The sequence below is a fragment of the Enterobacter sp. S-33 genome, from assembly GCF_028735835.1.
GTDB lineage: Bacteria > Pseudomonadota > Gammaproteobacteria > Enterobacterales > Enterobacteriaceae > Enterobacter > Enterobacter vonholyi.
This window is the reverse complement of sequence record NZ_CP117838.1, coordinates 2,241,143-2,263,261: the sequence shown is the minus strand read 5'-3', so window position 1 is coordinate 2,263,261 and position 22,119 is coordinate 2,241,143. Positions and strand designations below refer to the sequence as shown.

Genomic DNA, 22,119 nt, shown 5'->3' with positions numbered 1-22,119 from the left:
GTTTTGTCTGGCTCTGTATCGCCCAGGCAGGGAGATACAAAGCCGTACAATTTTACTCACGGCGCGGTAGCGTAATGGAGACGTCCAGCCCGCCCCCGTTACGGTTCGCCAGCCCGAGCTTTCCTTCCAGCTGAGCGGTGAGCTGCGCGGCGATCGCCAGTCCGAGTCCTGTCCCGCCAGTCTCGCGGTTGCGCGAGGTTTCAACCCGATAAAACGGCTGTAAAACTGCCTCAAGCTCGGCTTCGGGGATCCCCGGTCCGTCGTCCACAATGTGAATAATGACCTCGCTGTCTGATGAATCGTCTATTGAAATCGCAACATGCTCGCCGAATTTGAGGGCGTTATCCAGCAGATTGGTCATCACCCGGCGAAGCGCCTGCGGCCGCGTGACGATGGGCAAGCGGGTTTCGCCTGCCTGAAAGTGCACGTTTTTACCAATGTCCTGGTAATCGCAGGCGATGCTGTTGATCCAGGCGTTCAGCTCCAGCTTAAGCGACGTCTCCTCCAGTGATTCCGATGACCGGGCATACGCAATGCCCTCCCGCACCAGACGAGACATGTTATCAAGGTCGTTCAGGAGCTTGTCGCGAAGTTCAGGCTCTCCGGCCATTTCGACTCGCAGCTTCATGCGGGTAATGGGCGTCTGGAGATCGTGAGAAATCGAGGCCAGGATCTGCGCGCGTTCCCGGAGATAAGACTGAATGCGCGCCTGCATGGCGTTGAAGGCATGCGCTGCCCGCTGCACCTCAAGCGGCCCTTTTTCCGTCATTGGCGTGCTGGCCGCCGGATCCAGCGCATCCACCGCGCGGGTAAAGTGTGAAAAAGGCCGCAAGACCTGCCGCACGGCTATCCAGGAGCAGACAGCCAGAACCAGCAGCTGCAGGATGAGAACGACCGGTAGCCAGCTGGCGACGGGCGGCATGCGCGGGATCAGGTCAATGGTCAACGGTGCGCCATCGCGTAACGTAAGATGGGCCTGAATATGCGAAATGGCGCCGGGAACCGCGGTAAAGCTAAGCGGGTAATGCGCGGCAAGCGTCGCGTTTAAGGTTCGGATAGCATCTTGCGAACGCTTATCCGTCGGCGCTGCGCCAGGTTCCCCTGTGCCCAGAATATAACGATAGTTACCCCGTTCAAGCCGAGGCAGCCAGGCTGCACGTTCGCTGGCCGGTAAGCGGTCTAATATGGCGACGCTGGTTGCGACATCGTTTTCCAGATTACCGAGCATCACCGTGCGGGCGCTGTGCATGCGTTCAACCATGACCAGCGTCAGGCTCAGGGCGTTAGCCAGCAGCAGACCGGCCAGCACGACGAGCAGCAAACGGGCCAGCAGCGAGCGTGGCCAGAGCCTCATTAGTTAACCTCTTTGATGGTCACCGGCATCGTAAAAACGTAGCCTTCGCTGCGCACGGTTTTGATATAAGCGGGCATGCGGGCATCTTCGTTGAGACGCTGGCGAACCCGGCTAACCAGCAGGTCGATTGAGCGTTCGAACAGCTCGGCGTCTCGCCCCTGCGTCAGGTTGAGCAGCTGGTCACGGGTCAGCACGCGCTGCGGATGGTCAAGGAAAACGCGCAGCAGCCGATACTCCGCGCCGCTGAGCGCCACAATTACCCCTTCCGGATCGATTAAGTGGCGAGCGACGGTATCGAGCTGCCATTCACCAAACATCACTAGCCGCCCTGCTTCCGTCACCTGTAGATTGGGCGGCATCGTGCGAAAACGCCGTAAAATCGCTTTGATACGCGCCAGCAGCTCGCGGGCGACAAATGGTTTCACCACGTAGTCATCCGCGCCCATCTCCAGACCCAGGATCCTGTCCGTCTCCTCGTTGCGCGCCGTCAGCATCAGGATGGGGAGATCTTTATGTTTCCCGACGCGCAGCTCTCGACACAGCGTAAGGCCGTCATCGCCGGGCATCATGACATCCAGCACAACCAGGTCGATATGCTGTTTATCCAGCACGATGCGCATCTCTTTGCCGTTGGCCGCGCCCGTCGCGCGATAACCAGACTTAGCAAGGTAATCGACAATCAGTTCACGAATATCCCTGTCGTCATCGACGACAAGGATATGATCAATATGCTCCACCGAAATCTCCAGACCGAAGGGTAACGTACTGAAAATAGCACATTTCAGAGTTTGTCAGCGTCAACAACGGCCTTAACAAAATCCTGCGGATCTTCCTGAGGCGGGTTGTGCCCTACGGTGGCCCCAAAAGTGCGGTGCTCGTACTTACCGGTAAATTTACCCGCATAGGCCTGCGGTGCAGGATGCGGCGCGCCGTTGTTCCCACCTTCGATGGTGATCGTTGGAACGGTGATATTCGGCAGCGTGGCCAGTTTCTGCTCGTAGCTGTCGTATTTGCGCTCACCTTTTTCCAGCCCTAAGCGCCAGCGATAGTTGCTGAGCGTCACGGCGACGTGGTCCGGATTGTCGAGGGATTTGGCGCTGGCGTTAAAGACAGCATCGCTAAATTTCCAGTCAGGCGATGCCTGAGACCAGATTAAACGGGCGAAGTCATGCGTGTTTTTCGCATAGCCCTCAGCACCGCGAGCGGTGGCGAAGTAGAACTGATACCACCACTGCTGCTCCGCTTTTGGCGGCAACGGCTGTTTGCCAATCTGCTGGCTGCTGATGAGATACCCGCTCACTGAAACAAGTGACTTAACGCGCTCGGGCCACAGCGCCGCAACGATATCTGCCGTTCGGGCACCCCAGTCATATCCTGCAAATACCGCCTGCTTAATATTCAGGGCGTCCATCAGGTTCACAATATCTTTCGCCATGGCTGAAGGCTGGCCGTTGCGCGGCGTTTTGGCTGACAGGAAGCGCGTGGTGCCGTAGCCGCGCAGAGAAGGCACAATCACCCGATAGCCTTTTGCCGCCAGTGCGGGTGCAACCTCGGCGTAGCTGTGAATATCATAGGGCCAGCCGTGCAGTAAAATAACCGGCTGACCGTCTTTCGGGCCGAGGTCGACATAACCGACGTTCAGATCGCCGGCGTTAATTTGCTGCGGATGATCAAAGGCGGCCGCGACATTCGTGCCGGTGACTTCGGCCTGACAGGACATCACGGTGCCAAGAGAAATGGTCAGAGCGAGGGTTGAGTAAGCAAGTTTGCTGAACATGTTGGTATCTCCGGTTGAGTACAATTCACGGGGATATAACAACACCTCAATGTATAGCGGATATTTGCTAAAGCAGGTTTATTGCAAGCCTGTGTATGTATCCGGGACGCTGATACAGTGTGATACAAACACAGGCGCTGAAGTCTTAGAGGGAGAGACGGTAACGGACGTAATCGTCAGCTTCACCATATTTATCATAGAGTTTACGCGCCGGGTTGTTCTCCCGGGTGACCCAGTACAATTTCGACCACCCTTCGCGCTTGCCTTCCTCAATCAGAGCGTCAATGAGCGCTTTACCTGCTCCCGCCCCGCGTTCATCGGCATCAACAAACAGATCTTCCAGGTAGCAGATGGGCGCGGTAGACCAGGTTCCTTCATGCAGAATACACATCGCGAAACCGATGACCTTTTGGTCCTTCTCGACCACCCGGCAGAACATCGGTGAATGCGCTGAGAGCGCCCTTTCCCACGTCGCTGCGGTGACGGATTCCTCGAGGTAGCAATCATAAAAATGGGTATAGCCATCCCACAGCGGTCGCCATTGGGAATAATCGTTTTCGCATAGAGGTCTTACCGTGACGGCCATGTGTTCCTCACATTACAAGTCGATCGCCATTTCAAAACAGCGTAAATCAGCCCCCGCCATACGCGAATGATGATAGTTTTCGCGCAGCGTGACAAACCCCAGCTTCTGATAAAACGACTGGGCGTTAGGGGTTGCATCCAGCCTCAGACGGGTTATCCCCCGGCTACGGGCTTCATTTTTGAGCGCCTCGATAATCCGGGTCGCCATGCCTTTACCGAATGCCGCGGGCAAGGTGAATATCGCCTCCAGACAGTGGGTATCCAGATCCAGATAGCCGGTCGCCGCAACGTCGCCCTTTTCATCTTCCACCACGTAAAAAGGGTATTCAATGACCATCTGCCGATAGCGTTCGGGCATGAGATCCGGCGTCCAGCGCGCAATGACGTCGGCATCGTAACTGGTTTTACAGCCGTGACGAATCGCCTGGTTGCGAATGTTCCAGAGTGTTTCGGCTTCCTGCGGCGTGGCTTTTCGTAATGTCATAACCTCCCCCTTTAACGGCTTTTTAGCCGCATTTCCCGTGCCAATCTGGCAAGACGCTGAGTACGACAATAGAGCGTAAATAGAACAAAGCCGCTGCCGTTCATCACCACCCGACAAAGTAACAGCGCGAAAGATGCAATGACGTGTGGCCAGAGGCTTCCATCATGAGAAAGCATGACATGTAGAACCTGAACGAGGGTCGTTATCAGCAGGATGATGAACAACGCCATAAAGCCCGACAATCCCGACGTCTTTCCACGAGCCAGTAGTACGCTTGTCACAATGAGCGCGCCTGTCATCGTCAATGATGGCAAGAAAAAGCTCAATGCATGATGTAAAGGTGACAAACCCTGCAACGTGCTGAGAAAAGGCAAAAGGTTTAGCGCAAACGCCACTAAAAACAGAGGTAACAGCATAGCTACCGGGTAAGGATTTTGACGCGGAAGCTCACTGAGGGGTCGCGAAAAATACCGTTCCAGCTCGGGAGTGGAATTATCCAGAAGGCGGGTATCACGACGAGCAATAGCCTCCTCTATATCTTTACCATGTTGCAGGAGATCCTGGAAAACCCGTCCGGTTAACAAACTCAAAAACTTCATCAGAATACCGCCAGTGACTGAATGGTACCGATAATGTATTTACCGGTCCGTGGTAAGTTACTGGGCGCTGCAATAACGCCGCTCACCGCACTTCCTGCCAATGCTGCGGCACTTGTTACCACTTGCCCAAGTTGTCGAGTGAGTTCTACCTGAACCGGCCCGGTTGGAAAGCGTTTCGGATAAAGACCCGCGCGGATAAGAGCCTTGATTTCTTTGTTGCTTATACCGGGGTTTTGCGCGCGAATTATCAATTCGGTCAAACGAGCACGATCCTGACGAGGATAGCTTTTTAACCATTCAGTGGCTTTCAAGGAAGATATGGATTTCATTGCACGCCAGGTGGTAACGGCTTCTTTTAATGCCCCACCTGCACTTGCTAACGAAATTACATCCAGTGATGTGGAGGTGGCGACGTACCATTCTTGCGTATCGAGCCATGCAACATTTCCGCCACCGTTTTCAACCAGATCATAAATTCGATAAAGACCGTTAACACATTGTAATCCGGTAGCGAGAGTACCAGCGTAGCCGATAGCCACTAAAACACCACTGCCTCCTGCGGTAAGAGGTGTTGCTGCCGTGCCTGCAAGCATTACACCTCCAGTAATGATCATCGCGCCACAGGATAGTACAGTCGACGCAAGCTCAGTACCCATGGATGTCGATGTCACAGCGTCAGTCAATGATTTACCTACGCTGGAGGTGGATGGCTGCGAGTTCGCTTTCGTTACAATTACGTGGGTTACAATACCACTTTGGCCATTAGGATGACGCTGACCAGAGCGAACCAGGTAGCGTTGAGTACCATCAGAATAAATGATACCGGCCTGAGCAAATTCGCGATTACAGTCCATGGCGGAACCCAGTGCTTTGAAATCGAAATCTGCAGCCCCTAAACCTGCCATTCGCGCATAATCATAACCGGGGAGATTGGTCTCAGGATTCATTCCAGGCAAAACCATACATTATTCCTTATGTGGGTAGGTAAGTTAGCCCAACTAATCTGATGGTAGTCGAACGCTCAGCAGAGCAAAATTTTGGTAGTAAATACGTTACAACGCAACTAAACAGAACGTCATATAGATGAAAATACCAGAACGCAAACAAAAGCATAACGCCTAAAAAGGGAGATCAGCGCATGACGATACCGACGCTCACGACAGAACGCTTACTGCTGAAACCGCTGGTAGCGGAAGATGCCGTCCAGATACAAAAGCTATATCCGCGCTGGGAGATTGTCCGTTATATGGTCTCCTCCGTGCCCTGGCCCTACCCGGATAACGGCGCGGAAAACTATGTCAACAACGTGGCGCTGCCGGATATGGCAAAAGGGATTGCCTGGTTCTGGAGCATCCGGCGACGCGATATGCCGGATGAATTGATGGGCATTATTTGCCTGTACGACGTCGAGGACAACAACCGCGGGTTCTGGCTCGCGCCGGAATTTCAGGGGCACGGATATATGCGCGAAGCCAGTATTGCCGCGACGGATTACTGGTTCAATACGCTAAACAAACCCGTATTGCGCGCACCGAAAGCCGCCGCCAACAGCCGCTCCCGGCGTATTTCAGACAGTAGCGGCATGCGGCTTATCAGGACGGAAAAGAAAGCCTACGTCAGCGGGATGCTGGACTCCGAGCTGTGGGAAATCACCCGCGAAGAGTGGAACGCCCGTCAGGTCAGCTGATAATGTTTATCCGGCATCAGCCTTTCCGGGATGTTCTCTTCATCGTTCATCTGCAGCAGATCGCGTTCCATCATATTGCAGATGGCGTCCAGCGGCAGGTCGTTATCTTCGGTGCCAAACGGATCTTCCAGTTCTTCCGCAAGGGTGTCCAGCGAGATAAAGGTGTAGGAGATCAGCGCCGAAACGAAGGGCGTCATGTAGTGCAGGTCCACAACCAGCGCGAAAGGCAGCATGATGCAGAACAGATATACCGTGCGGTGCAAAATCAGCGTATAGGCAAACGGTACCGGCGTGGTTGCAATGCGCTCGCAGCCGGAAAGGACGATAGACATGTCGTTCAGACGATTGTTCAGGCTATGGAACAGAATGTCTGAGAGTTGCCCGTTTCGCCGCCGCACGGCCAGCCACTCCCCCATGATCAGTAAAATACGGTTCGCCGGTGAGTTGGCGCTCATCACGTGACGTAAATTATCCGCAGCAAGATAGCGAGAGAGTTGCTCGGCGTTCAGCTCCCGGCGCAGGGTCATGCGCAGGCAGTTGGCAAAAGCAATCTGCAGGCGGACAAATTCGCCCAGGTGCTTATCGTCAGGCAAGGTGTTTTTTACCTCGCGAAACAGTGAGCGTGCCGCTATCATCAGCTGCCCCCAGAGCAGCCTCGCCTCGACGTAGCGTGAATAACAGGCGTTGTTTCTGAAACCCAGAAAGATAGCGATCGCCACGCCGAGAATGCTGAATGGCGCCACGGTAAATTTGATCCCCAGCGAGGTATACCACGGCAGCATAAGGATAACGGCGATAGAAAGCAGGAAGTTGAGCAGCAATCGGGTATAGATCTTGGGAAGTACCGAACCGTGCCAGACAAAAATCAGTTGTAGCCAGTGCTGTTTAGGACGAACGATCATAGTGAGTTTCAGGAAAGAAAAGAGCGAGGCTATTAAACGTGATCCCCGTCACCGTTGCAAGCATGTTAACGGGACATTGCATTCTCTCCCCTGAGTAACGAAAACCGCACGGTGCTGCATGTGCTTTTTTAAAAACAAAGCCACTAGTATGTTGTAACTAAATAATGTCGTATTCAAACCCGGCCGAAGCCGGGTGAACCTATTAACAAAGCGGTTTAGCCGCGGTGCGCATGCCCTTAAGCAGAATGGCATCCAGATCCAGCGTCACCTGGTCGACAAGACCGTTCACCTGCGTCAGATCCTGTTCCCAGTGCTCACTCACGCTGAGCACCGACTGCACCAGTTCACGGGTGCTCAGCTGCCGATCGCGGTGCTGCGCCCACAGCTGCTGATAACGTTCCAGCCAGCATGCATCATCCTGCACCGGATAGCTCTCCCCGTTACGCTCCGCGCGATAAAACGCGATCAATGCGGCCAGAGCAAACGTCAGGCGTGCTGGTAATTGCCCCGTCGCCTTCTGCCCTGCCAGCAGCTGCGGCAGGATGCGGGTGCGGTATTTGGTCATGCCGTTAAGCGCGATGGAGAGCAGCTGGTGTCGGATGTAGGGGTTGCGAAAACGTCCAGTTACCGCACTGGCGAAAGTTTCCAGCTCGTCACGCGGCAGATCGAGGACCGGAATAATCTCCTGATAAATCGCTTTTTCGACGAACGCGCAGACCTCGGCATCATTCATCGCCTCGCCTACCGTATCCAGCCCGGCCAGGAACGCGACCGGCACCAGCGCCGTGTGCGCGCCGTTCAGGATGGCGACTTTGCGCTCTTTGTAAGGCCTGATGTCATCGACAATCAGCACGTTTAACGGGTACTTATCCAGACGAAGCTCGTGCGCAAGGGATGCTGGCCCCTGGATAACGAACAGATAGAAATGTTCAGCCGTGTCCAGGAACCGATCGTGATAACCCAGCTCAGCTTCAAGCGCAGCCGCTTCATCGCGCGGGTAACCGGTCACGATACGGTCTACCAGCGTCGAGCAGAAGCAGTTGGCGTCGTTTAGCCACCGGATAAAGGCCGCAGGCAGCGCCCATTCCTGCGCATAGCGCAGAACGAGTTCACGTAAGGCATCTCCGTTGTAGTCAATCAGTTCGCACGGGATGATGTTCCAGCCTTTATCCGGCGCGCCGTTAAAGTGGCTGAAGCGCTCAAACAGCAGTCGCGTCAGCTTCGCCGGATAGCTCACTGCAGGGGCATCGTCAAATTTGTCACCTGCGTGGTAGCTGATACCCGCTTCGGTAGTGTTCGAGAAAACAAACCGCATATCCGGATTGCGAGCCAGTTTCAGAAACGCGTCATAGTCGTCGTAGACGCTGATTTCCCGGTTAACGGAGCGGATAAGACGGCTCTCGCTCACCGCTTCCCCCTGCCCGTTCAGGCCACGAACGATAGTGGTATAGAGACCATCCTGAGTGCTCAGCGACGGTGGAAAATCGCTCTGAATAGGACGGACGATAACCACGCCGGCATTAAAATCGGTATGTTCATTTAGCAGGTCGATTTGCCAGTCGACAAACGCACGCAGGAAGTTGCCTTCACCAAACTGAATGATGCGTTCTGGGTATTGAGCACCGGGAAAATCACGACGGTTGAGCGTGTTCACAAGGGGTTCCTTTTATGATTAGTCATACAGCCTGATAAGATTGGTACGATAACTTATCAAAACTTAACGACCGGAAACCCTGTTTTGATCAATACGTCGCGTAGTTGTGCAGAATATTTACAGGAACTTATAAAACACGGACGTGGCCGTCATGGCACCGTCCGGCATCAGCGCGTAGCGCGGGATCTCACCAACCTTTTGCCAGCCGGCACGCTGGTAGAAGGTCTCGGCCCCGCTGCCTGTGGAGGTATCAAGCACCAGAACCGAAATATCTCTGGCCCGGGCCTCAGCTTCCAGCGCTTCCATCAATGCCATCGCGCCCCCTTTCCGGCGCGCTTTCTCATGAACCAGCAGCTTTGCCACATCGGCCCGGTGCGGCTGGTTTTCCGGCTGGTCTGTGATCAGCTGCACCGTTCCGATGACGCCGTCCTGCGCATCGACGCAGACAAGCACCAGCCGCTCGCCTCGCGCGACGCTTTCGGCAATACCGCGCCAGAAAATACGGGCCTTATCCAGGCTATAAGGGAGCATAAAGCTGACGGATGCCCCGCCGTTCACACAGTTTTCGAGGATCCCGGCCAGCGCATCAATATGGGTAAGAATTTCGTCTCGGGTGAGGTTTTTGATTTGCAGTGAGGTATTCATTGTTTTTCCTTACGTTGAATACCATCACTGTGCATTTAACATCTTCTTAACGCAAACGGATCGAACATAGGCTTTTGTTATGTCACCGGGCGCGCTGGCGCTGCTGTTTCATGGCATACATCTTTTCATCGGCATCTTTTAACCACTGCTGCAGATCGTTGCCGTTATGATCGAATTCGCTAAGCCCCCATGAGAAATGAAGCGACCAGGGATGCAGCTTGCGGGCGTTATAGTGTTCCACTTGCTCAGCGAGATACTGCATGGCAATCCAGGCCCCCTGCTCATCCGTATCCGCAAACAGCACGGCGAACTCGTCCCCGCCAAAACGCACCAGTAGATCTGCTTCACGGAAAGAGCTGCGCATCAGTTGCGCCATGGCTTTCAGCGCCTTATCTCCCTCTTCATGGCCGTAGCGATCGTTAATCTCCTTAAAACGATCCAGATCCAACCAGCCAAGCGTCAGCGGCTCAGCCCGGCGCCGGGCAACGGAAAGCGTGAAACGCACAAGCTGATTAAAGCCCCGACGGTTGAATAACCCGGTTAATTCATCCGTGGTCGCCGCACTGATGGCAGCAAATTCATCTTCCGCCAGCGCGCCCAGGTCCCCCAGCACGGCGAGGTCGGACGCTGAAAACTCACGGGGAGCGTAATCAATCAGGCACAGCGAGCCCACGCTCGCGCCGTCACGCAGGCGCAGCGGGAAGCCCGCGTAAAACCGCACGCGCGGCTCACCGGCCACCAGCGGATTATCCGCAAAGCGATCGTCCTGAAGCATATCTCCCACCACCAGCGGCGCTTCGGTGAGTATCGTATGTCCACAGAATGAGATGTTACGCGGAACGGCGCTCGGTGCCTGACCATCAGCCGACTTGACGATCAACGAATGCTCATCGATAAGATTGACCATCGCCAGCGGCACCTGGAAAAAGCGTTTTGCCAGACGCGTTAAGCGGTCAAACGCCGGGGAACTGTCAATCTCAAGCAAACCAGACTCGCGCAGCGAGTTGAGACGTTCCGTTTCATTTTCAGGGGTTGCAGGTTCTTTCATAATGTCTCCTGACGTAAAGCGTTACTAAAAGCGTAGCTTAAACAGAGACATTGTCAGTGTTCTGACGTCCTGTTAAGCCGCTTACTATTCACGTCAATGCCTTATGACGATTAACGCAGCTATGTTTCACTCCCGGAAGGCGTAGCAATTTGCTCGTCCGCCACCCGGGCGCTGGTACGGTTTCGACCCGCTTTTTTTGAACGATAGAGATGATCGTCCGCCTCGGCCATGAGCTTGTTGAAGACCTCGGTCAACTGCCATGACTCTGCCTTTCCACTTCCGAGGCCAATACTGACCGTCAGATAGAGGGTCTGGTGACGCCATGTAAAAGGATGGCTGGCCACGGTGGACCGGATACGTTCAGCCAGTTCAAAACCGTGCTGCGCGTCGCCTGAATTAACTACCACCGCGAACTCTTCCCCGCCCATGCGCGCCACCATGCCGTCTTCACCGACAACCTGCTGAACCTGTCGGGCAAACGACGCCAGCACGCGGTCTCCGCACTCGTGGCCGTAGTTATCATTAATGCTTTTGAAATAATCAATATCCAACAGCATGACGGTCAGAAAACGTGTATGCCGGTAGGTTTCTTCCTGCTTTAACGCCTCATAAAGCCCGGAACGCGAATAGACGTGCGTTAAGAAGTCATAATCCGCCCGCAGGGAAACCTGACGGATCAGGGAGTTAATCGCCGCCATGCTGACGGAGACCATCACCGGACAGATCGCCATCGTGGCGATCCCCAGCCGGGCTGAAAACATCATTGGGGTGGTAAACGGCGTCGCCACGGCAATGTTAATAATCGAGTTGGCGACCAGAATAATTTCAGTGGCGCCCGTGATAAACGTTAGCAGACAGGTCGCAGGCAATGAGTAACGAACCGCACACCAGATAAGTGCAGGCAGAGGAAACGAGAGGCTCCCCGCTCCGCCAATCACCACCGAAGCGACCACCGAGACGATCAGCGCAATCACAGGCAGCAACTGCTCCAGACGTAACCTGAGTTCATGCCCGGGCATGCATAACGTGAGCATACAAGGCACAACAAGCACGCCGGTTGAGAACTGCTCGCTAAACCAGTCGGCAAACAGCGGCCAGAAGGTGTGACTGTCAATCCCAACCGACCCCACCGCGCCGAGGAAGGCACAAAGCAGCGCGGCAATCAGGCAGTAGTTAAACAGGCGTAATGCGTTAAGCGGATCCGGGGTTTTCTTCATTAGCCGCTTGTCGCGCTGAATCAGCACGGCGACGGCAACGATAAAGATCATGTTAGACAGGTTGATCACCACTGAAGCGATACCCCAGTTGGTCGTCACCGCGTCGTACAACAGCATCGCGACATAACATACCGCATAGTAGTGCAGGCGATTCAGGTAAACATAGCGGGCGAAGATCCCTGCCATGACGCCATTCAGCGGCCAGAACAGAGAGAGGGCCTCAACGAGCCGTAACTCCGCGCCCACAAAATAGAATAAGGTGGTGAGGATAAAGATCGTCGATGCATTTCGCAGCGGCGTGTCAACCTGGAACGGCCTGAAGGCAGTAAGAGCAGAACGCATTAAATATCATTCCATATGAAAGCTTACGGCAATTATTGCGGTCGTCAGCACGATTGGGACTAACTTAGGATGCATCTATAACACAAATAACACAGGAGCATAACTCGTCAAATTTAGGCGTTCATTTGCAACACCAGCCAGTGGTGAATGACGCCGACAATATAATTTTGCTGCTGCGCAGTGAGCGTCACACCCCGTGGAATGTTATGCCATTTTGCCAGACAGCCCCGACAACAGGTGGCCGTGGCATGCTGGGCGATAAACACCGGGTGTCCGCGCATGGGCGTCTGCTTGCCGTCGTTTGCAGGTTGTGCAGGCGCAAGGCGCTTTTCGACAAAATCCGCGGCATGCTGGTCAATGGTTTCGGGGCCTTTGTCCCAGCAGTACTGTCGTTCCTTATCGCCTAAGCGAAAGCGCGAGCGAAATGTCGATCGCGCCAGGCGGGAAAAAAGAGGATCCAGATCGGACATCAGTATACGGAACGTCCCAGACGCTGGGTCAGTTTCTCCAGAACCGCGACACCGGCAAGCGAATTTCCCGTTTCATCCAGTTCCGGGCTCCAGACGGCAATCGCCATTTCGTGCGGCACAATCGCCACGACTCCGCCGCCAACGCCCGATTTAGCTGGCAATCCAACGCGCCAGGCAAACTCACCGGCGTTTTGATACATCCCGCTGGTGGCCATCAGCGCGTTAACCTGGCGAGCCTGTAGAGGAGAAACCACTTCCTGATCGAGATGCGGCGCATGACCCTGATGCGCAAGGAACAGGAACGTCTGAGCCAGCTCAACGCAGCTCATTTTCAGGGCGCAGTAATGGAAGTAGTTTTGCAGGACGGTCGCCACGTCGTTGTGGAAATTACCGAAGGATTTCATCAGCCACGCGATAGCCGCGTTACGGGCGGAGTGTTCAAACTCCGAGCGCGCTACCAGCGCATCATAGGCAATATCGTCAACGCCCGAGAGCTGACGAACAATCTCAAGCATTCGCTGGCGCGGAGCGCTGAGGCGGCTTTGCAGCATATCGCAGACCACCAGCGCCCCGGCATTGATGAAGGGGTTTCGCGGTTTCCCCTGTTCAATTTCGAGCTGAAGCAGCGAGTTAAAAGGCTGGCCGGAAGGATCTTTACCCACGCGCTGCCAAATCTCTTCTTCTTCGTACTGGCGCATCGCTGCAACCAGACTCAGCACTTTCGAAATGGACTGAATGGAAAAACGTTCAGTGGCATCGCCTGCCTGGAATCGTTGTCCGTCTATGGTACAGATAGCGATGCCCAGCTTATTCCCGCTTACCGAGGCAAGGGCCGGAATATAGTCGGCAACCTTCCCCTTTCCAATTAACGGACGAACCTGCGCCAGAATCTCGTCCAACATCTCATTATGGATGACCGCAGCCACACTTTGCTCCTTGCCCTCAGGCTAAAACGGGCTGCGAGTATAACAGAGGCTTATGTATTACGTCAGGCGCTAAGACGAAAACGCGAAACGGCCTGCAATAAAAGATCGGATTGCTTTTGCAGCCGCTCTGAGGCATCCGAGGCGTCTGAGACCAGCAAATCCGTCTGACGGGAGACCTGATTCAGCGCCTGAAGCTGACGCGTCATCTGGTGAATACTCTCTCCCTGGCTGAGCGTGGCGGTGGAGATCTCATTAAGCAAACTGCTTAGATTGCCCACCAGCCCGGTGACCTGCTGGAGATTCTCTTCCATCAGGGTGACAGCGCGGGAACCGTCTTCAATGCCCTGCAGCGAGCGGTTGATCAGCTCCTGTATGGTCTGCGTCGAGTGGCTGCTCTTTCTGGCCAAAAGACCGACCTCCCGGGCGACGACGGCAAACCCGCGTCCCTGGTTTCCTGCATGGGCAGCTTCGATGGCGGCATTGAGCGCCAGGATGTTGGTCTGAAACGCCACGCTGTCGATCATCGCCACGATCCCGCGCATCTCAGACGATCGGTCGACGATCGCCTGCATGGACGCGTTTACGGTTAACATTATCTGGTCGCCGCCCACGGCGGCCTGGCGCGCCTCATCGGCCCGCGAGCTGGCGAGCCTGGCATAGCCGGTATTCCCTTCCACATGGCTTTCCAGCGACGCGATATGCGCCGTCACATCCTCAAGCTCTTTCGCCTGACGCGCTGACTGCTGATACAGCTTCTGGTTACCCTCCGCCAGGGAGCCGATGTTTTCCACCATCGTGGCGGTGGCATGGCTGACCTGCGTCACCAGCTGCTGCAGGCCGTGCTGCATCGTGGCGATACTGTCGCTGAGCTGCCCTATCTCCCGGTTGAAGCGCATGACGTTGGGCGGCGTGCCGGAGAGATCCCCTGCTGCCAGCCGGTTGATATGCGCGATGAGCCGACGAAGCGGCGTAATCACCCATCTCGACATGCCGAACCACACGATAACCGCGATGGCGAGCAACAGCACAGGCGCAAACAGGAACAACGTTTGCAGGCCGGATAGCTGTGCCATGAGGCTCTGGCGCCCCTGCATGGCCAGCTTCTCGCTTGCCTGCTGATAGCGCGCATAGTTGTCGTTAAAATCCGTCTGAAACGCCTGCGCCGGGACGGCAAAAAAAGCGTCGATGGTGTTGGTTTTGACCAGACCTTCAGCCTGCTCTTCGATCGCGCCGTAGAAAAGTTGATAGCTGTTCACCAGCGCGTCGTCTTTCGGCGGATTCAGCGCCAGCCAGGCCTTCCATGCCTGCTGAGAAACCTTCAGCGCCTTTTGCGCATCATCCATCAGGCTATGCCAGCTCCCGTCGGAGCCGGTCTCTTTATCCTGCATAAACCAGACGCCGGACCGGTTAAGCAAATCGCTTGCCGCCAGCAGGGAAACACGGGCCTGATCCAGCTTGCTCTGCTGCTGCCATGCCAGAAGGTTTTGCTGCTCGTTGCGCTGGGCGTCGTTCAGGGAGGCGTTAAGCAGAAATGACGAGGAGAGCTGCAGCGCGGAGAAAAGGCCAATAATACAAAAGATCCCCGTCAACAGGCCAAAGTGACGGGGAGTGAGACGCTGCGCAATACGGCGAAAAATTTGCGTTAGGTTCATAATTGGCTTCATTTACAATGCGTTAGACGCGAGCGAGTCTACGAAATGAAAATGACAGAACCATTGCAGATTAGTGACAACGGCCCTCGCGATGAGGGCCGAAATTAAGGATTACACGCGATCCTTCCATACCGTCTGCGCGTTACAGAACTCGTGCAACCCAAAGTGGGAAAGCTCGCGTCCAAAGCCGCTTTTCTTCACGCCGCCGAAGGCCACGCGCGCATCGCTGGCGCTATAGCCGTTGATAAACACGCCGCCGCACTCCAGCTCGCGCGAGAATTTATCCGCAAGCTCTGCGTCAGCGGTGAAGACCGTCGCAGACAGGCCAAAGTCGCTGTCGTTGGCAAGCGTCAGGGCGTGATCCGCGTCTTTCGCGACCGTAATGGCCGCGACCGGACCAAACAGCTCCTGACAGAACGCCGTCATCGACGGGGTAACGTTCGCCAGCACGGTTGGCGCGTAATAGTTCCCCTCACCGCCGATCTTCTCTCCGCCCAGCAGCAGCGTTGCCCCTTCTGCAAGCGTGGCCTGCACCTGCTGATGCAGTTCATCGCGCAGGTCAAACCGCGCCATCGGGCCCAGGTAGTTCTCTTCTTCTTCCGGCGCGCCCATCTTTAACGCAGCAACTGCATCGACAAAGCGCTGTGTAAAGTTCTTCGCAATACCCTCTTCCACAATAAAGCGTTTGGCCGCCGCGCACACCTGCCCGGTATTCTGATAGCGACCCGCCACCGCCGCCTTCACGGCAAGATCCAGGTCGGCATCGTTGAGGACGATGAACGGGTCTGAGCCACCCAGCTCAAGCACGCATTTTTTCAGCGCGGCCCCCGCCTGAGCACCAATGGCTGCCCCGGCACGCACACTGCCGGTGACGGTCACCGCCGCAATACGACGATCGTTAATCGCCTGGCTGACGCCGTCATTGGTGGCGTTCACCCAGCCGAACACGCCTTCTGGGAAACCCGCATCCGCAAAGATCTGCGCGATAAGATCCGCAGAGCCGAGCACGTTGGGGGCGTGTTTGAGCAGATAGCTGTTACCGGCCAGCAGAATTGGCACCGCGCCGCGCAGCACCTGCCAGAGAGGGAAGTTCCACGGCATCACCGCGAGAATCGGCCCCAGAGGACGGTATTCAATGACCGCGTTCTGGTTTTCCACCAGCGTAGGCTCCGCACGCAGCATCGCCGGGCCGTGCTCGGCATACCAGTCGCACAGACCCGCGGATTTTGCCACTTCCGCCCGCGCCTGCAGGATGGGTTTGCCCATTTCACGGGAGATCGTCTGCGCCATCTCTTCCGCGCGGTGTCGCAGCGCTGCGCCGAGATCGCGCAGCTTTTGCGCCCTGTGGGCAACGCTTTCACGACGCCACTGGCGGTACCCCGCGTCGGACTGAGAAATTGCGCGGTCAACCTGTTCCGGCGTCGCCCAAGGCCAGGTTGAGAGGGTTTCACCCGTGGCCGGGCTGACAGAGAAGGCATGTGTAGCAGATGAATAAGTCATGTTGTTCTCCACGTGTTTTGGTTGATTAATTGTGGCTCACTCTGCTATTTCTTAAAAATGAATAATACTAACCACCTTATTCACGAAACGAGAACATTATGGATTTAACCCAGCTTGAAATGTTTAACGCCGTCGCACTGACGGGCAGTATCACCCAGGCGGCGCAGAAGGTGCATCGCGTGCCGTCTAACCTGACGACCCGCATTCGCCAGCTGGAAGCCGATCTTGGCGTTGAGCTGTTTATTCGTGAGAACCAGCGTTTGCGCTTATCCCCGGCCGGGCATAACTTCCTGCGCTACAGCAAGCAAATCCTCGCCCTGGTGGATGAAGCGCGCATGGTTGTAGCGGGAGATGAGCCGCAGGGGTTATTTGCCCTCGGCGCGCTGGAAAGTACCGCAGCCGTGCGCATTCCTGAAACGCTGGCGCAGTTTAACCAGCGCTATCCGCGCATCCAGTTTGCCCTTTCTACCGGGCCATCCGGGACGATGATCGATGGCGTACTGGAGGGAACCCTCAGCGCCGCCTTCGTCGACGGGCCGCTGTCGCACCCGGAGCTGGAAGGCATGCCGGTCTATCGGGAGGAGATGATGCTGGTCACGCCTGCCGGGCACGCGGAGGTCGCACGCGCCGCGCAGGTTAGCGGCAGCGACGTTTACGCTTTTCGCGCCAACTGCTCGTACCGTCGACACCTGGAGAGCTGGTTTCATGCTGACCGCGCCGCGCCCGGCCGCATTCATGAGATGGAGTCCTATCACGGCATGCTCGCCTGCGTTATCGCGGGCGCAGGCATCGCGCTGATGCCGCGCTCAATGCTGGAGAGTATGCCTGGGCATCATCAGATTGAAGCCTGGCCGCTGGCGGAAAACTGGCGCTGGCTCACCACCTGGCTGGTGTGGCGACGCGGGGCGATGACCCGCCAGCTGGAGGCCTTTATAGCGCTGCTAAACGAACGTCCTCAACCAGCGCCTTCTCCATAAACAGGCTGAGCGGGTCGTCAACGTACGGGGCAAACGCCGGGCGTAAATCGTATCCGCACTGTTCATAAAGACGCACCGCGGCGCGCTGTTTAATACCGGTCTCCAGCCGTACCGTGTGGCAATGACGGCTCAGGGCCTCATCTTCCAGGGCGGCCAGCAGCGTCTCGCCGAGATGCTGCCCGCGATGGGCCGGATCGATATAAACCCGCTTCATCTCGCCCGTTCCGTCGCCGTTGAGCACGATTGCGCCGCAGCCAACGGCCTGAAGCTGCTGGTCGCGAATGATCATCAGGATCAGCGAGGCTTCCGGCAGCGAAGCCAGATCGAGCAGATGATTACTTTCAGCGGGATAGAGTTCGCTCTGATAGCGGTCAAGCGCCGCGATCAGGCTGAGAATGTCCGGGTGACGTGCAGATTCAGAGGTAATGGAATACATGGCAGGCTCCTTGCTTTTTTATGAGGCTAAATTTCAACATAGCGCAGGCCTGCCAGGGGGCTTCATAGTATTAACTTATCGCTCCGCCCTGTTAGCGCAAAAAGACACGCCCTTTCAGATACAGGGTGGCCTGACCGCCTATGAGCACGCGGTCGCCCTTCAGCTCGCAGCGCAGATCTCCGCCACGGTGTGACACCTGGCGGGCATTGAGCGACGTTTTGCCCAGCTTTTCGCTCCAGTAAGGGATCAGCATGCTGTGGGCAGATCCGGTGACCGGGTCTTCCGGCACCCCTTCGCCCGGGCAGAAGAAGCGGCTGACGAAGTCATATTCTTCTCCCGGCGCCGTCACGCAGACCATTTTATCCAGCGGAAGCAGCGCCCCAATATCCGGCGTTAACGCTTCCACCTGCTGCTGGCTCTCCAGCACCACCAGGTAATCACGTCCGACGCGCACCTCTTTTGCCTCAGTGATGCCCAGCGCGCTAAACAGCAGCGCAGGTGGGTTCTCGACAACCTCCGTTGACCACGCCGGGAAGTTCAGCGTCAGCCAGTCGCCGCTGCGTTTCACCGTAAGCTCGCCCACGAAGCGCGTGGTGAAGGTGATTTCGGTATGCGGATAATCAAGGTATTCGAAAATGACGTGCGATGCGGCAAGCGTAGCGTGACCGCAGAGGTTAATTTCATCCAGCGTGGTGAACCAGCGCAGCTCAAACCCGCCGTCGGTGCGCACGAAAAAGGCGGTTTCAGACTGGTTATGCTGCTGCGCCATTTTGAGCAGCGTCTCGTCCGGCAGCCACTCTTCCAGAGGACATACCGCTGCCGCGTTGCCGCCAAATGTTTTGTCGCTGAAGGCATCCACCAGATAAAAATCAATTTCCTGCATTGTCTCTTCCTCTCTTGTTATGGGTATTTAGCGCAGAAAAACTGTGCCTTTCAGATAAAGTGAAGCCTGTCCGCTCATCAGCACGCGCGAGCCTTTCAGCTCACAGCGCACGTCGCCGCCGCGCGCGGAAACCTGACGGGCAAGCATGGCTGTTTTCCCCAACTGTTCACCCCAGTACGGGATCAGCATCGTGTGCGCGGAGCCGGTGACCGGGTCTTCCGGAACGGAAACGCCGGGGGAGAAAAAGCGGCTGACAAAATCGTATTCCCCCTCGCCGCGCGCCGTCACGCTTACCTTATGCTCGCCCGGCGTCATCGCCGAAAAGTGTGGCGCAAGCGCCTCGACCTGCTGGCGATTTTCCAGCACGATCAGCCAGGCGCGCCCCTTACGGGCTTCAACGTAGCGGCTGATACCCAGCGCCGAGAGCATCTCCGGCGGAGGTGTCTCTTGATGGGTTGGACATGCCGGGAAGTCCAGCGTCATCCATTCCCCCTCCCGGGTTACCGTCAGGCGACCAGAGGCGGTGTCAAAGTGGATCCGCGAGTCGGGGTAATCCAGTTCATTATACAGAACGTACGCAGCGGCAAGGGTGGCGTGGCCGCAGAGATTGACTTCGGTAAGGGTGGTAAACCAGCGTAGCTCAATGCCCCCTTTAGTGCAGACGAAAAAAGCCGTTTCCGACTGATTATGCTGCTGCGCCATCTTCAGCAAGGTCTCATCGGGCAACCATTCCTTGAGCGGACAAACGGCAGCCGGGTTGCCGCCGAACGTGATATTGCTGAACGCATCGACCAGATAAAAATCAATCTCCTGCATTGTCTTACCGCCTGTTTTTATTGTGTTGTTCTTTTATATTCAATGAAAACAGCGTTCCCGGCTACCGCTTTCATAAGGTAAATATTGAGATCTGCATCACATAATGGTTGAGTTTTCGCCGTTCAACGTTTTAAGATCGTCTCCTCTTCTTTTCAGCAACGAATCTCCGACATCCCTATGACAACGAACACAGTTTCCCGCAGGGTTGCGTGGCTACGCGTGGTCACGCTGGCCATTGCCGCGTTTATTTTTAACACCACAGAATTTGTGCCGGTTGGGCTGTTGTCTGACATCGCTGAAAGTTTTCAGATGGAAACGGCTCAGGTAGGCATTATGTTGACCATCTACGCCTGGGTAGTGGCGCTGATGTCCCTGCCGTTTATGCTGCTGACCAGCCAGATGGAGCGACGCAGGCTGTTGATCGGCCTGTTTGTCTTGTTTATTGCAAGCCACGTACTGTCGTTTATGGCGTGGAATTTTACGGTGCTGGTCATTAGCCGCATCGGCATTGCCTTTGCCCATGCAGTGTTCTGGTCGATCACCGCCTCGCTGGCTATTCGACTCGCACCGGCGGGTAAACGCGCCCAGGCGCTGAGCCTGATTGCCACCGGTACCGCACTGGCGATGGTGCTGGGTCTCCCGATTGGCCGCATCGTGGGGCAATACTTCGGCTGGCGTACCACCTTCTTCGCTATCGGCATGGGCGCGCTGGTGACGCTGGTGTGTCTGATTAAACTTCTGCCCGCGCTGCCGAGCGAACATTCCGGCTCGCTGAAAAGCCTGCCGCTGCTGATGCGTCGCCCTGCGCTGCTGAGTATCTACCTGCTGACCGCCATCGTCGTGACGGCACACTACACGGCGTACAGCTACATTGAACCGTTTGTGCAGGTGGTAGCGGGCTTTAGCGCCAACTTTGCCACCGTATTACTGCTGATCCTCGGCGGCGCGGGCATTATTGGCAGCGTGCTGTTCGGCAAGCTGGGTAACCGGCATGCCTCGACGCTGGTGAGCTGCGCTATTGGTCTGCTGCTGGCCTGCCTGCTGTTGCTGATGCCTGCCGCGGGCAGCGAAAGCCATCTGGCAATCCTCAGCCTGTTCTGGGGCGTGGCGATCATGATTATTGGTCTCGGCATGCAGGTGAAAGTCCTGGCCCTGGCACCGGATGCAACGGATGTCGCCATGTCGCTGTTCTCGGGGATTTTCAATCTCGGCATTGGCGCGGGTGCGCTGGTGGGAAATCAGGTCATACTGCACGTGTCGATGTCGGCGATTGGCTATCTGGGTGCCATTCCGGCACTGGTGGCGCTGATCTGGTCAGTGCTCATCTTCCGTAAGTGGCCGGTGGCGCTGGAGGAACAGGGGCAGCACGGGTAAGGTTTATTTATGCCGGGCAGCGCTGCGCTTACCCGGCAATCACATCAATGATAGGTCTTAATAATCTCCAGCACGCCGTTAATAATAAACTGCACGCCCATACAGACCAGTAAGAAGCCCATCAGACGAGAAATCGCCTCGATACCGCCCTTGCCTACCCAGCGCATAATGGCGCCGGAGCTGCGCAGCGACGCCCACACGATAACCCCGATAATCGCAAAAATCAGCGGCGGTGCCACCGTCAGCACCCAGTCCGGGAACGTTGCGCTGTCGCGCACCGTCGACGCGGAGCTGATGATCATCGCGATGGTACCCGGCCCCGCCGTACTGGGCATGGCAATCGGCACAAAGGCAATATTCGCACTCGGTTCGGTTTCCAGCTCTTCCGATTTGCTGGTCGCTTCCGGCGACTCATGCGCTTTTTGCGCCGGGAACAGCATGCGGAAACCAATGAAGGCCACAATCAGCCCACCGGCGATACGCAGGCCAGGGATGGAAATCCCGAAGGTATTCATCACCACCTGTCCGGCGTAATAAGCCACCATCATGATGGCAAACACATACACCGAGGCCATCATCGACTGATGGTTGCGCTCGGCGCTGTTCATGTTCCCTGCCAGCCCGAGGAACAGCGCTACCGTCGTTAACGGGTTAGCCAACGGCAGCAAGACCACCAGCCCAAGGCTGATTGCTTTTATTAAATCCAACATAGTGCGTTGTCGTCCTTATCCATATTTAACACAGCAATTATAGGGGGAAAGTGTGACATTCAGCCATGGGCGCAACGTAAC

Annotated in this window: 23 protein-coding genes; 3 read left to right on the top strand and 20 right to left on the bottom strand. The window is 56.0% G+C overall.

The window, feature by feature from the left end; all coding sequences use genetic code 11:
• Positions 1-52 precede the first annotated feature (52 nt).
• From PUP35_RS10695 to PUP35_RS10665, 7 genes are all read right to left on the bottom strand, one after another.
• The gene (locus tag PUP35_RS10695) at positions 53-1,354 is read right to left on the bottom strand and encodes a sensor histidine kinase (protein WP_274243161.1); all 1,302 of its coding nucleotides are present in this window, start codon (positions 1,352-1,354) and stop codon (positions 53-55) included.
• Complete coding sequence (locus PUP35_RS10690) at positions 1,354-2,091, bottom strand: response regulator (RefSeq protein WP_274243159.1); 738 nt, start codon at positions 2,089-2,091, stop codon at positions 1,354-1,356. The genes PUP35_RS10695 and PUP35_RS10690 overlap by 1 nt, the downstream gene beginning before the upstream one ends.
• Before the next feature lie 44 nt (positions 2,092-2,135).
• Positions 2,136-3,131, bottom strand: coding sequence for an alpha/beta fold hydrolase (locus PUP35_RS10685; protein ID WP_274243157.1), 996 nt, complete (start codon positions 3,129-3,131; stop codon positions 2,136-2,138).
• A 145-nt stretch (positions 3,132-3,276) separates the two neighbouring features.
• Entirely contained in the window at positions 3,277-3,717 is a 441-nt protein-coding gene (locus PUP35_RS10680; RefSeq protein WP_115875061.1) for a GNAT family N-acetyltransferase, read from the bottom strand.
• A gap of 12 nt (positions 3,718-3,729) precedes the next feature.
• Positions 3,730-4,200, bottom strand: a complete 471-nt coding sequence (locus PUP35_RS10675; protein WP_126303312.1) for a GNAT family N-acetyltransferase — start codon at positions 4,198-4,200, stop codon at positions 3,730-3,732.
• A gap of 11 nt (positions 4,201-4,211) precedes the next feature.
• The gene (locus tag PUP35_RS10670; RefSeq protein WP_023292418.1) at positions 4,212-4,799 is read right to left on the bottom strand and encodes a hypothetical protein; all 588 of its coding nucleotides are present in this window, start codon (positions 4,797-4,799) and stop codon (positions 4,212-4,214) included.
• Positions 4,799-5,761, bottom strand: coding sequence for a hypothetical protein (locus PUP35_RS10665; RefSeq protein ID WP_032674783.1), 963 nt, complete (start codon positions 5,759-5,761; stop codon positions 4,799-4,801). Before PUP35_RS10665 ends, PUP35_RS10670 begins: the two co-directional genes overlap by 1 nt.
• A 176-nt stretch (positions 5,762-5,937) precedes the next feature.
• Between PUP35_RS10665 and PUP35_RS10660 the strand changes: the two genes are divergently transcribed.
• Positions 5,938-6,486 (top strand): GNAT family N-acetyltransferase, encoded by a 549-nt coding sequence (locus PUP35_RS10660; protein ID WP_111964593.1) that lies wholly within the window; start codon positions 5,938-5,940, stop codon positions 6,484-6,486.
• Here PUP35_RS10660 and PUP35_RS10655 read toward each other — a convergent pair.
• The 9 genes from PUP35_RS10655 to sad form a co-directional block, all read right to left on the bottom strand.
• On the bottom strand, positions 6,474-7,388 hold the full coding sequence (locus PUP35_RS10655; protein WP_133294416.1) for a bestrophin family protein: 915 nt from the start codon (positions 7,386-7,388) through the stop codon (positions 6,474-6,476). The two genes, PUP35_RS10660 and PUP35_RS10655, sit on opposite strands and share 13 nt — an antisense overlap.
• 202 nt (positions 7,389-7,590) lie before the next feature.
• On the bottom strand, positions 7,591-9,042 hold the full coding sequence (locus PUP35_RS10650; RefSeq protein WP_274243144.1) for a tagaturonate reductase: 1,452 nt from the start codon (positions 9,040-9,042) through the stop codon (positions 7,591-7,593).
• A 117-nt stretch (positions 9,043-9,159) separates the two neighbouring features.
• On the bottom strand, positions 9,160-9,687 hold the full coding sequence (locus tag PUP35_RS10645; protein ID WP_274243143.1) for a GNAT family N-acetyltransferase: 528 nt from the start codon (positions 9,685-9,687) through the stop codon (positions 9,160-9,162).
• Positions 9,688-9,769: 82 nt separating this feature from the next.
• Positions 9,770-10,735, bottom strand: a complete 966-nt coding sequence (locus PUP35_RS10640) for a sensor domain-containing diguanylate cyclase (protein WP_274243141.1) — start codon at positions 10,733-10,735, stop codon at positions 9,770-9,772.
• 119 nt (positions 10,736-10,854) lie between these two features.
• Entirely contained in the window at positions 10,855-12,294 is a 1,440-nt protein-coding gene (locus PUP35_RS10635; RefSeq protein ID WP_274243138.1) for a sensor domain-containing diguanylate cyclase, read from the bottom strand.
• 113 nt (positions 12,295-12,407) lie between these two features.
• On the bottom strand, positions 12,408-12,764 hold the full coding sequence (locus tag PUP35_RS10630) for a DUF4186 domain-containing protein (protein ID WP_274243134.1): 357 nt from the start codon (positions 12,762-12,764) through the stop codon (positions 12,408-12,410).
• Positions 12,764-13,690, bottom strand: a complete 927-nt coding sequence (gene glsB, locus PUP35_RS10625) for a glutaminase B (protein ID WP_111964600.1) — start codon at positions 13,688-13,690, stop codon at positions 12,764-12,766. Before glsB ends, PUP35_RS10630 begins: the two co-directional genes overlap by 1 nt.
• 62 nt (positions 13,691-13,752) lie before the next feature.
• Positions 13,753-15,342: a methyl-accepting chemotaxis protein gene (locus PUP35_RS10620; RefSeq protein WP_274243131.1), complete on the bottom strand. Its 1,590-nt coding sequence runs from the start codon at positions 15,340-15,342 to the stop codon at positions 13,753-13,755.
• Between the two features lie 111 nt (positions 15,343-15,453).
• The gene (sad, locus tag PUP35_RS10615; protein WP_274243130.1) at positions 15,454-16,842 is read right to left on the bottom strand and encodes a succinate-semialdehyde dehydrogenase; all 1,389 of its coding nucleotides are present in this window, start codon (positions 16,840-16,842) and stop codon (positions 15,454-15,456) included.
• A gap of 98 nt (positions 16,843-16,940) precedes the next feature.
• Between sad and ptrR the strand changes: the two genes are divergently transcribed.
• Positions 16,941-17,819: a putrescine utilization regulator PtrR gene (gene ptrR / locus PUP35_RS10610; protein ID WP_274243129.1), complete on the top strand. Its 879-nt coding sequence runs from the start codon at positions 16,941-16,943 to the stop codon at positions 17,817-17,819.
• On the opposite strand, the gene PUP35_RS10605 is transcribed toward ptrR, so the two are convergent.
• From PUP35_RS10605 to PUP35_RS10595, 3 genes are all read right to left on the bottom strand, one after another.
• Complete coding sequence (locus tag PUP35_RS10605) at positions 17,773-18,255, bottom strand: GNAT family N-acetyltransferase (RefSeq protein ID WP_111964604.1); 483 nt, start codon at positions 18,253-18,255, stop codon at positions 17,773-17,775. The two genes, ptrR and PUP35_RS10605, sit on opposite strands and share 47 nt — an antisense overlap.
• 91 nt (positions 18,256-18,346) lie before the next feature.
• Positions 18,347-19,138: a PhzF family phenazine biosynthesis protein gene (locus PUP35_RS10600; RefSeq protein ID WP_111964605.1), complete on the bottom strand. Its 792-nt coding sequence runs from the start codon at positions 19,136-19,138 to the stop codon at positions 18,347-18,349.
• A gap of 27 nt (positions 19,139-19,165) precedes the next feature.
• Positions 19,166-19,954, bottom strand: a complete 789-nt coding sequence (locus tag PUP35_RS10595) for a PhzF family phenazine biosynthesis protein (RefSeq protein WP_274243127.1) — start codon at positions 19,952-19,954, stop codon at positions 19,166-19,168.
• Between the two features lie 177 nt (positions 19,955-20,131).
• On the opposite strand from PUP35_RS10595, the gene PUP35_RS10590 reads away from it, so the two are divergent.
• Positions 20,132-21,328 (top strand): sugar transporter, encoded by a 1,197-nt coding sequence (locus tag PUP35_RS10590; protein ID WP_133294408.1) that lies wholly within the window; start codon positions 20,132-20,134, stop codon positions 21,326-21,328.
• Between the two features lie 44 nt (positions 21,329-21,372).
• Here PUP35_RS10590 and PUP35_RS10585 read toward each other — a convergent pair whose 3' ends face one another.
• The gene (locus PUP35_RS10585; RefSeq protein WP_023335699.1) at positions 21,373-22,038 is read right to left on the bottom strand and encodes a MarC family NAAT transporter; all 666 of its coding nucleotides are present in this window, start codon (positions 22,036-22,038) and stop codon (positions 21,373-21,375) included.
• Positions 22,039-22,119 lie beyond the last annotated feature (81 nt).

Coding starts and splice junctions, on each gene's coding strand:
- PUP35_RS10585 (WP_023335699.1), bottom strand. CDS start 22,038: ATGTTGGATTTAATAAAAGCAATCAGCCTTGGGCTGGTGGTCTTGCTG.
- PUP35_RS10685 (WP_274243157.1), bottom strand. CDS start 3,131: ATGTTCAGCAAACTTGCTTACTCAACCCTCGCTCTGACCATTTCTCTT.
- PUP35_RS10695 (WP_274243161.1), bottom strand. CDS start 1,354: ATGAGGCTCTGGCCACGCTCGCTGCTGGCCCGTTTGCTGCTCGTCGTG.
- PUP35_RS10670 (WP_023292418.1), bottom strand. CDS start 4,799: ATGAAGTTTTTGAGTTTGTTAACCGGACGGGTTTTCCAGGATCTCCTG.
- PUP35_RS10655 (WP_133294416.1), bottom strand. CDS start 7,388: ATGATCGTTCGTCCTAAACAGCACTGGCTACAACTGATTTTTGTCTGG.
- PUP35_RS10640 (WP_274243141.1), bottom strand. CDS start 10,735: ATGAAAGAACCTGCAACCCCTGAAAATGAAACGGAACGTCTCAACTCG.
- PUP35_RS10645 (WP_274243143.1), bottom strand. CDS start 9,687: ATGAATACCTCACTGCAAATCAAAAACCTCACCCGAGACGAAATTCTT.
- PUP35_RS10660 (WP_111964593.1), top strand. CDS start 5,938: ATGACGATACCGACGCTCACGACAGAACGCTTACTGCTGAAACCGCTG.
- ptrR (WP_274243129.1), top strand. CDS start 16,941: ATGGATTTAACCCAGCTTGAAATGTTTAACGCCGTCGCACTGACGGGC.
- PUP35_RS10665 (WP_032674783.1), bottom strand. CDS start 5,761: ATGGTTTTGCCTGGAATGAATCCTGAGACCAATCTCCCCGGTTATGAT.
- sad (WP_274243130.1), bottom strand. CDS start 16,842: ATGACTTATTCATCTGCTACACATGCCTTCTCTGTCAGCCCGGCCACG.
- PUP35_RS10600 (WP_111964605.1), bottom strand. CDS start 19,138: ATGCAGGAAATTGATTTTTATCTGGTGGATGCCTTCAGCGACAAAACA.
- PUP35_RS10605 (WP_111964604.1), bottom strand. CDS start 18,255: ATGTATTCCATTACCTCTGAATCTGCACGTCACCCGGACATTCTCAGC.
- PUP35_RS10595 (WP_274243127.1), bottom strand. CDS start 19,954: ATGCAGGAGATTGATTTTTATCTGGTCGATGCGTTCAGCAATATCACG.
- PUP35_RS10675 (WP_126303312.1), bottom strand. CDS start 4,200: ATGACATTACGAAAAGCCACGCCGCAGGAAGCCGAAACACTCTGGAAC.
- PUP35_RS10620 (WP_274243131.1), bottom strand. CDS start 15,342: ATGAACCTAACGCAAATTTTTCGCCGTATTGCGCAGCGTCTCACTCCC.
- PUP35_RS10630 (WP_274243134.1), bottom strand. CDS start 12,764: ATGTCCGATCTGGATCCTCTTTTTTCCCGCCTGGCGCGATCGACATTT.
- PUP35_RS10635 (WP_274243138.1), bottom strand. CDS start 12,294: ATGCGTTCTGCTCTTACTGCCTTCAGGCCGTTCCAGGTTGACACGCCG.
- PUP35_RS10680 (WP_115875061.1), bottom strand. CDS start 3,717: ATGGCCGTCACGGTAAGACCTCTATGCGAAAACGATTATTCCCAATGG.
- PUP35_RS10590 (WP_133294408.1), top strand. CDS start 20,132: ATGACAACGAACACAGTTTCCCGCAGGGTTGCGTGGCTACGCGTGGTC.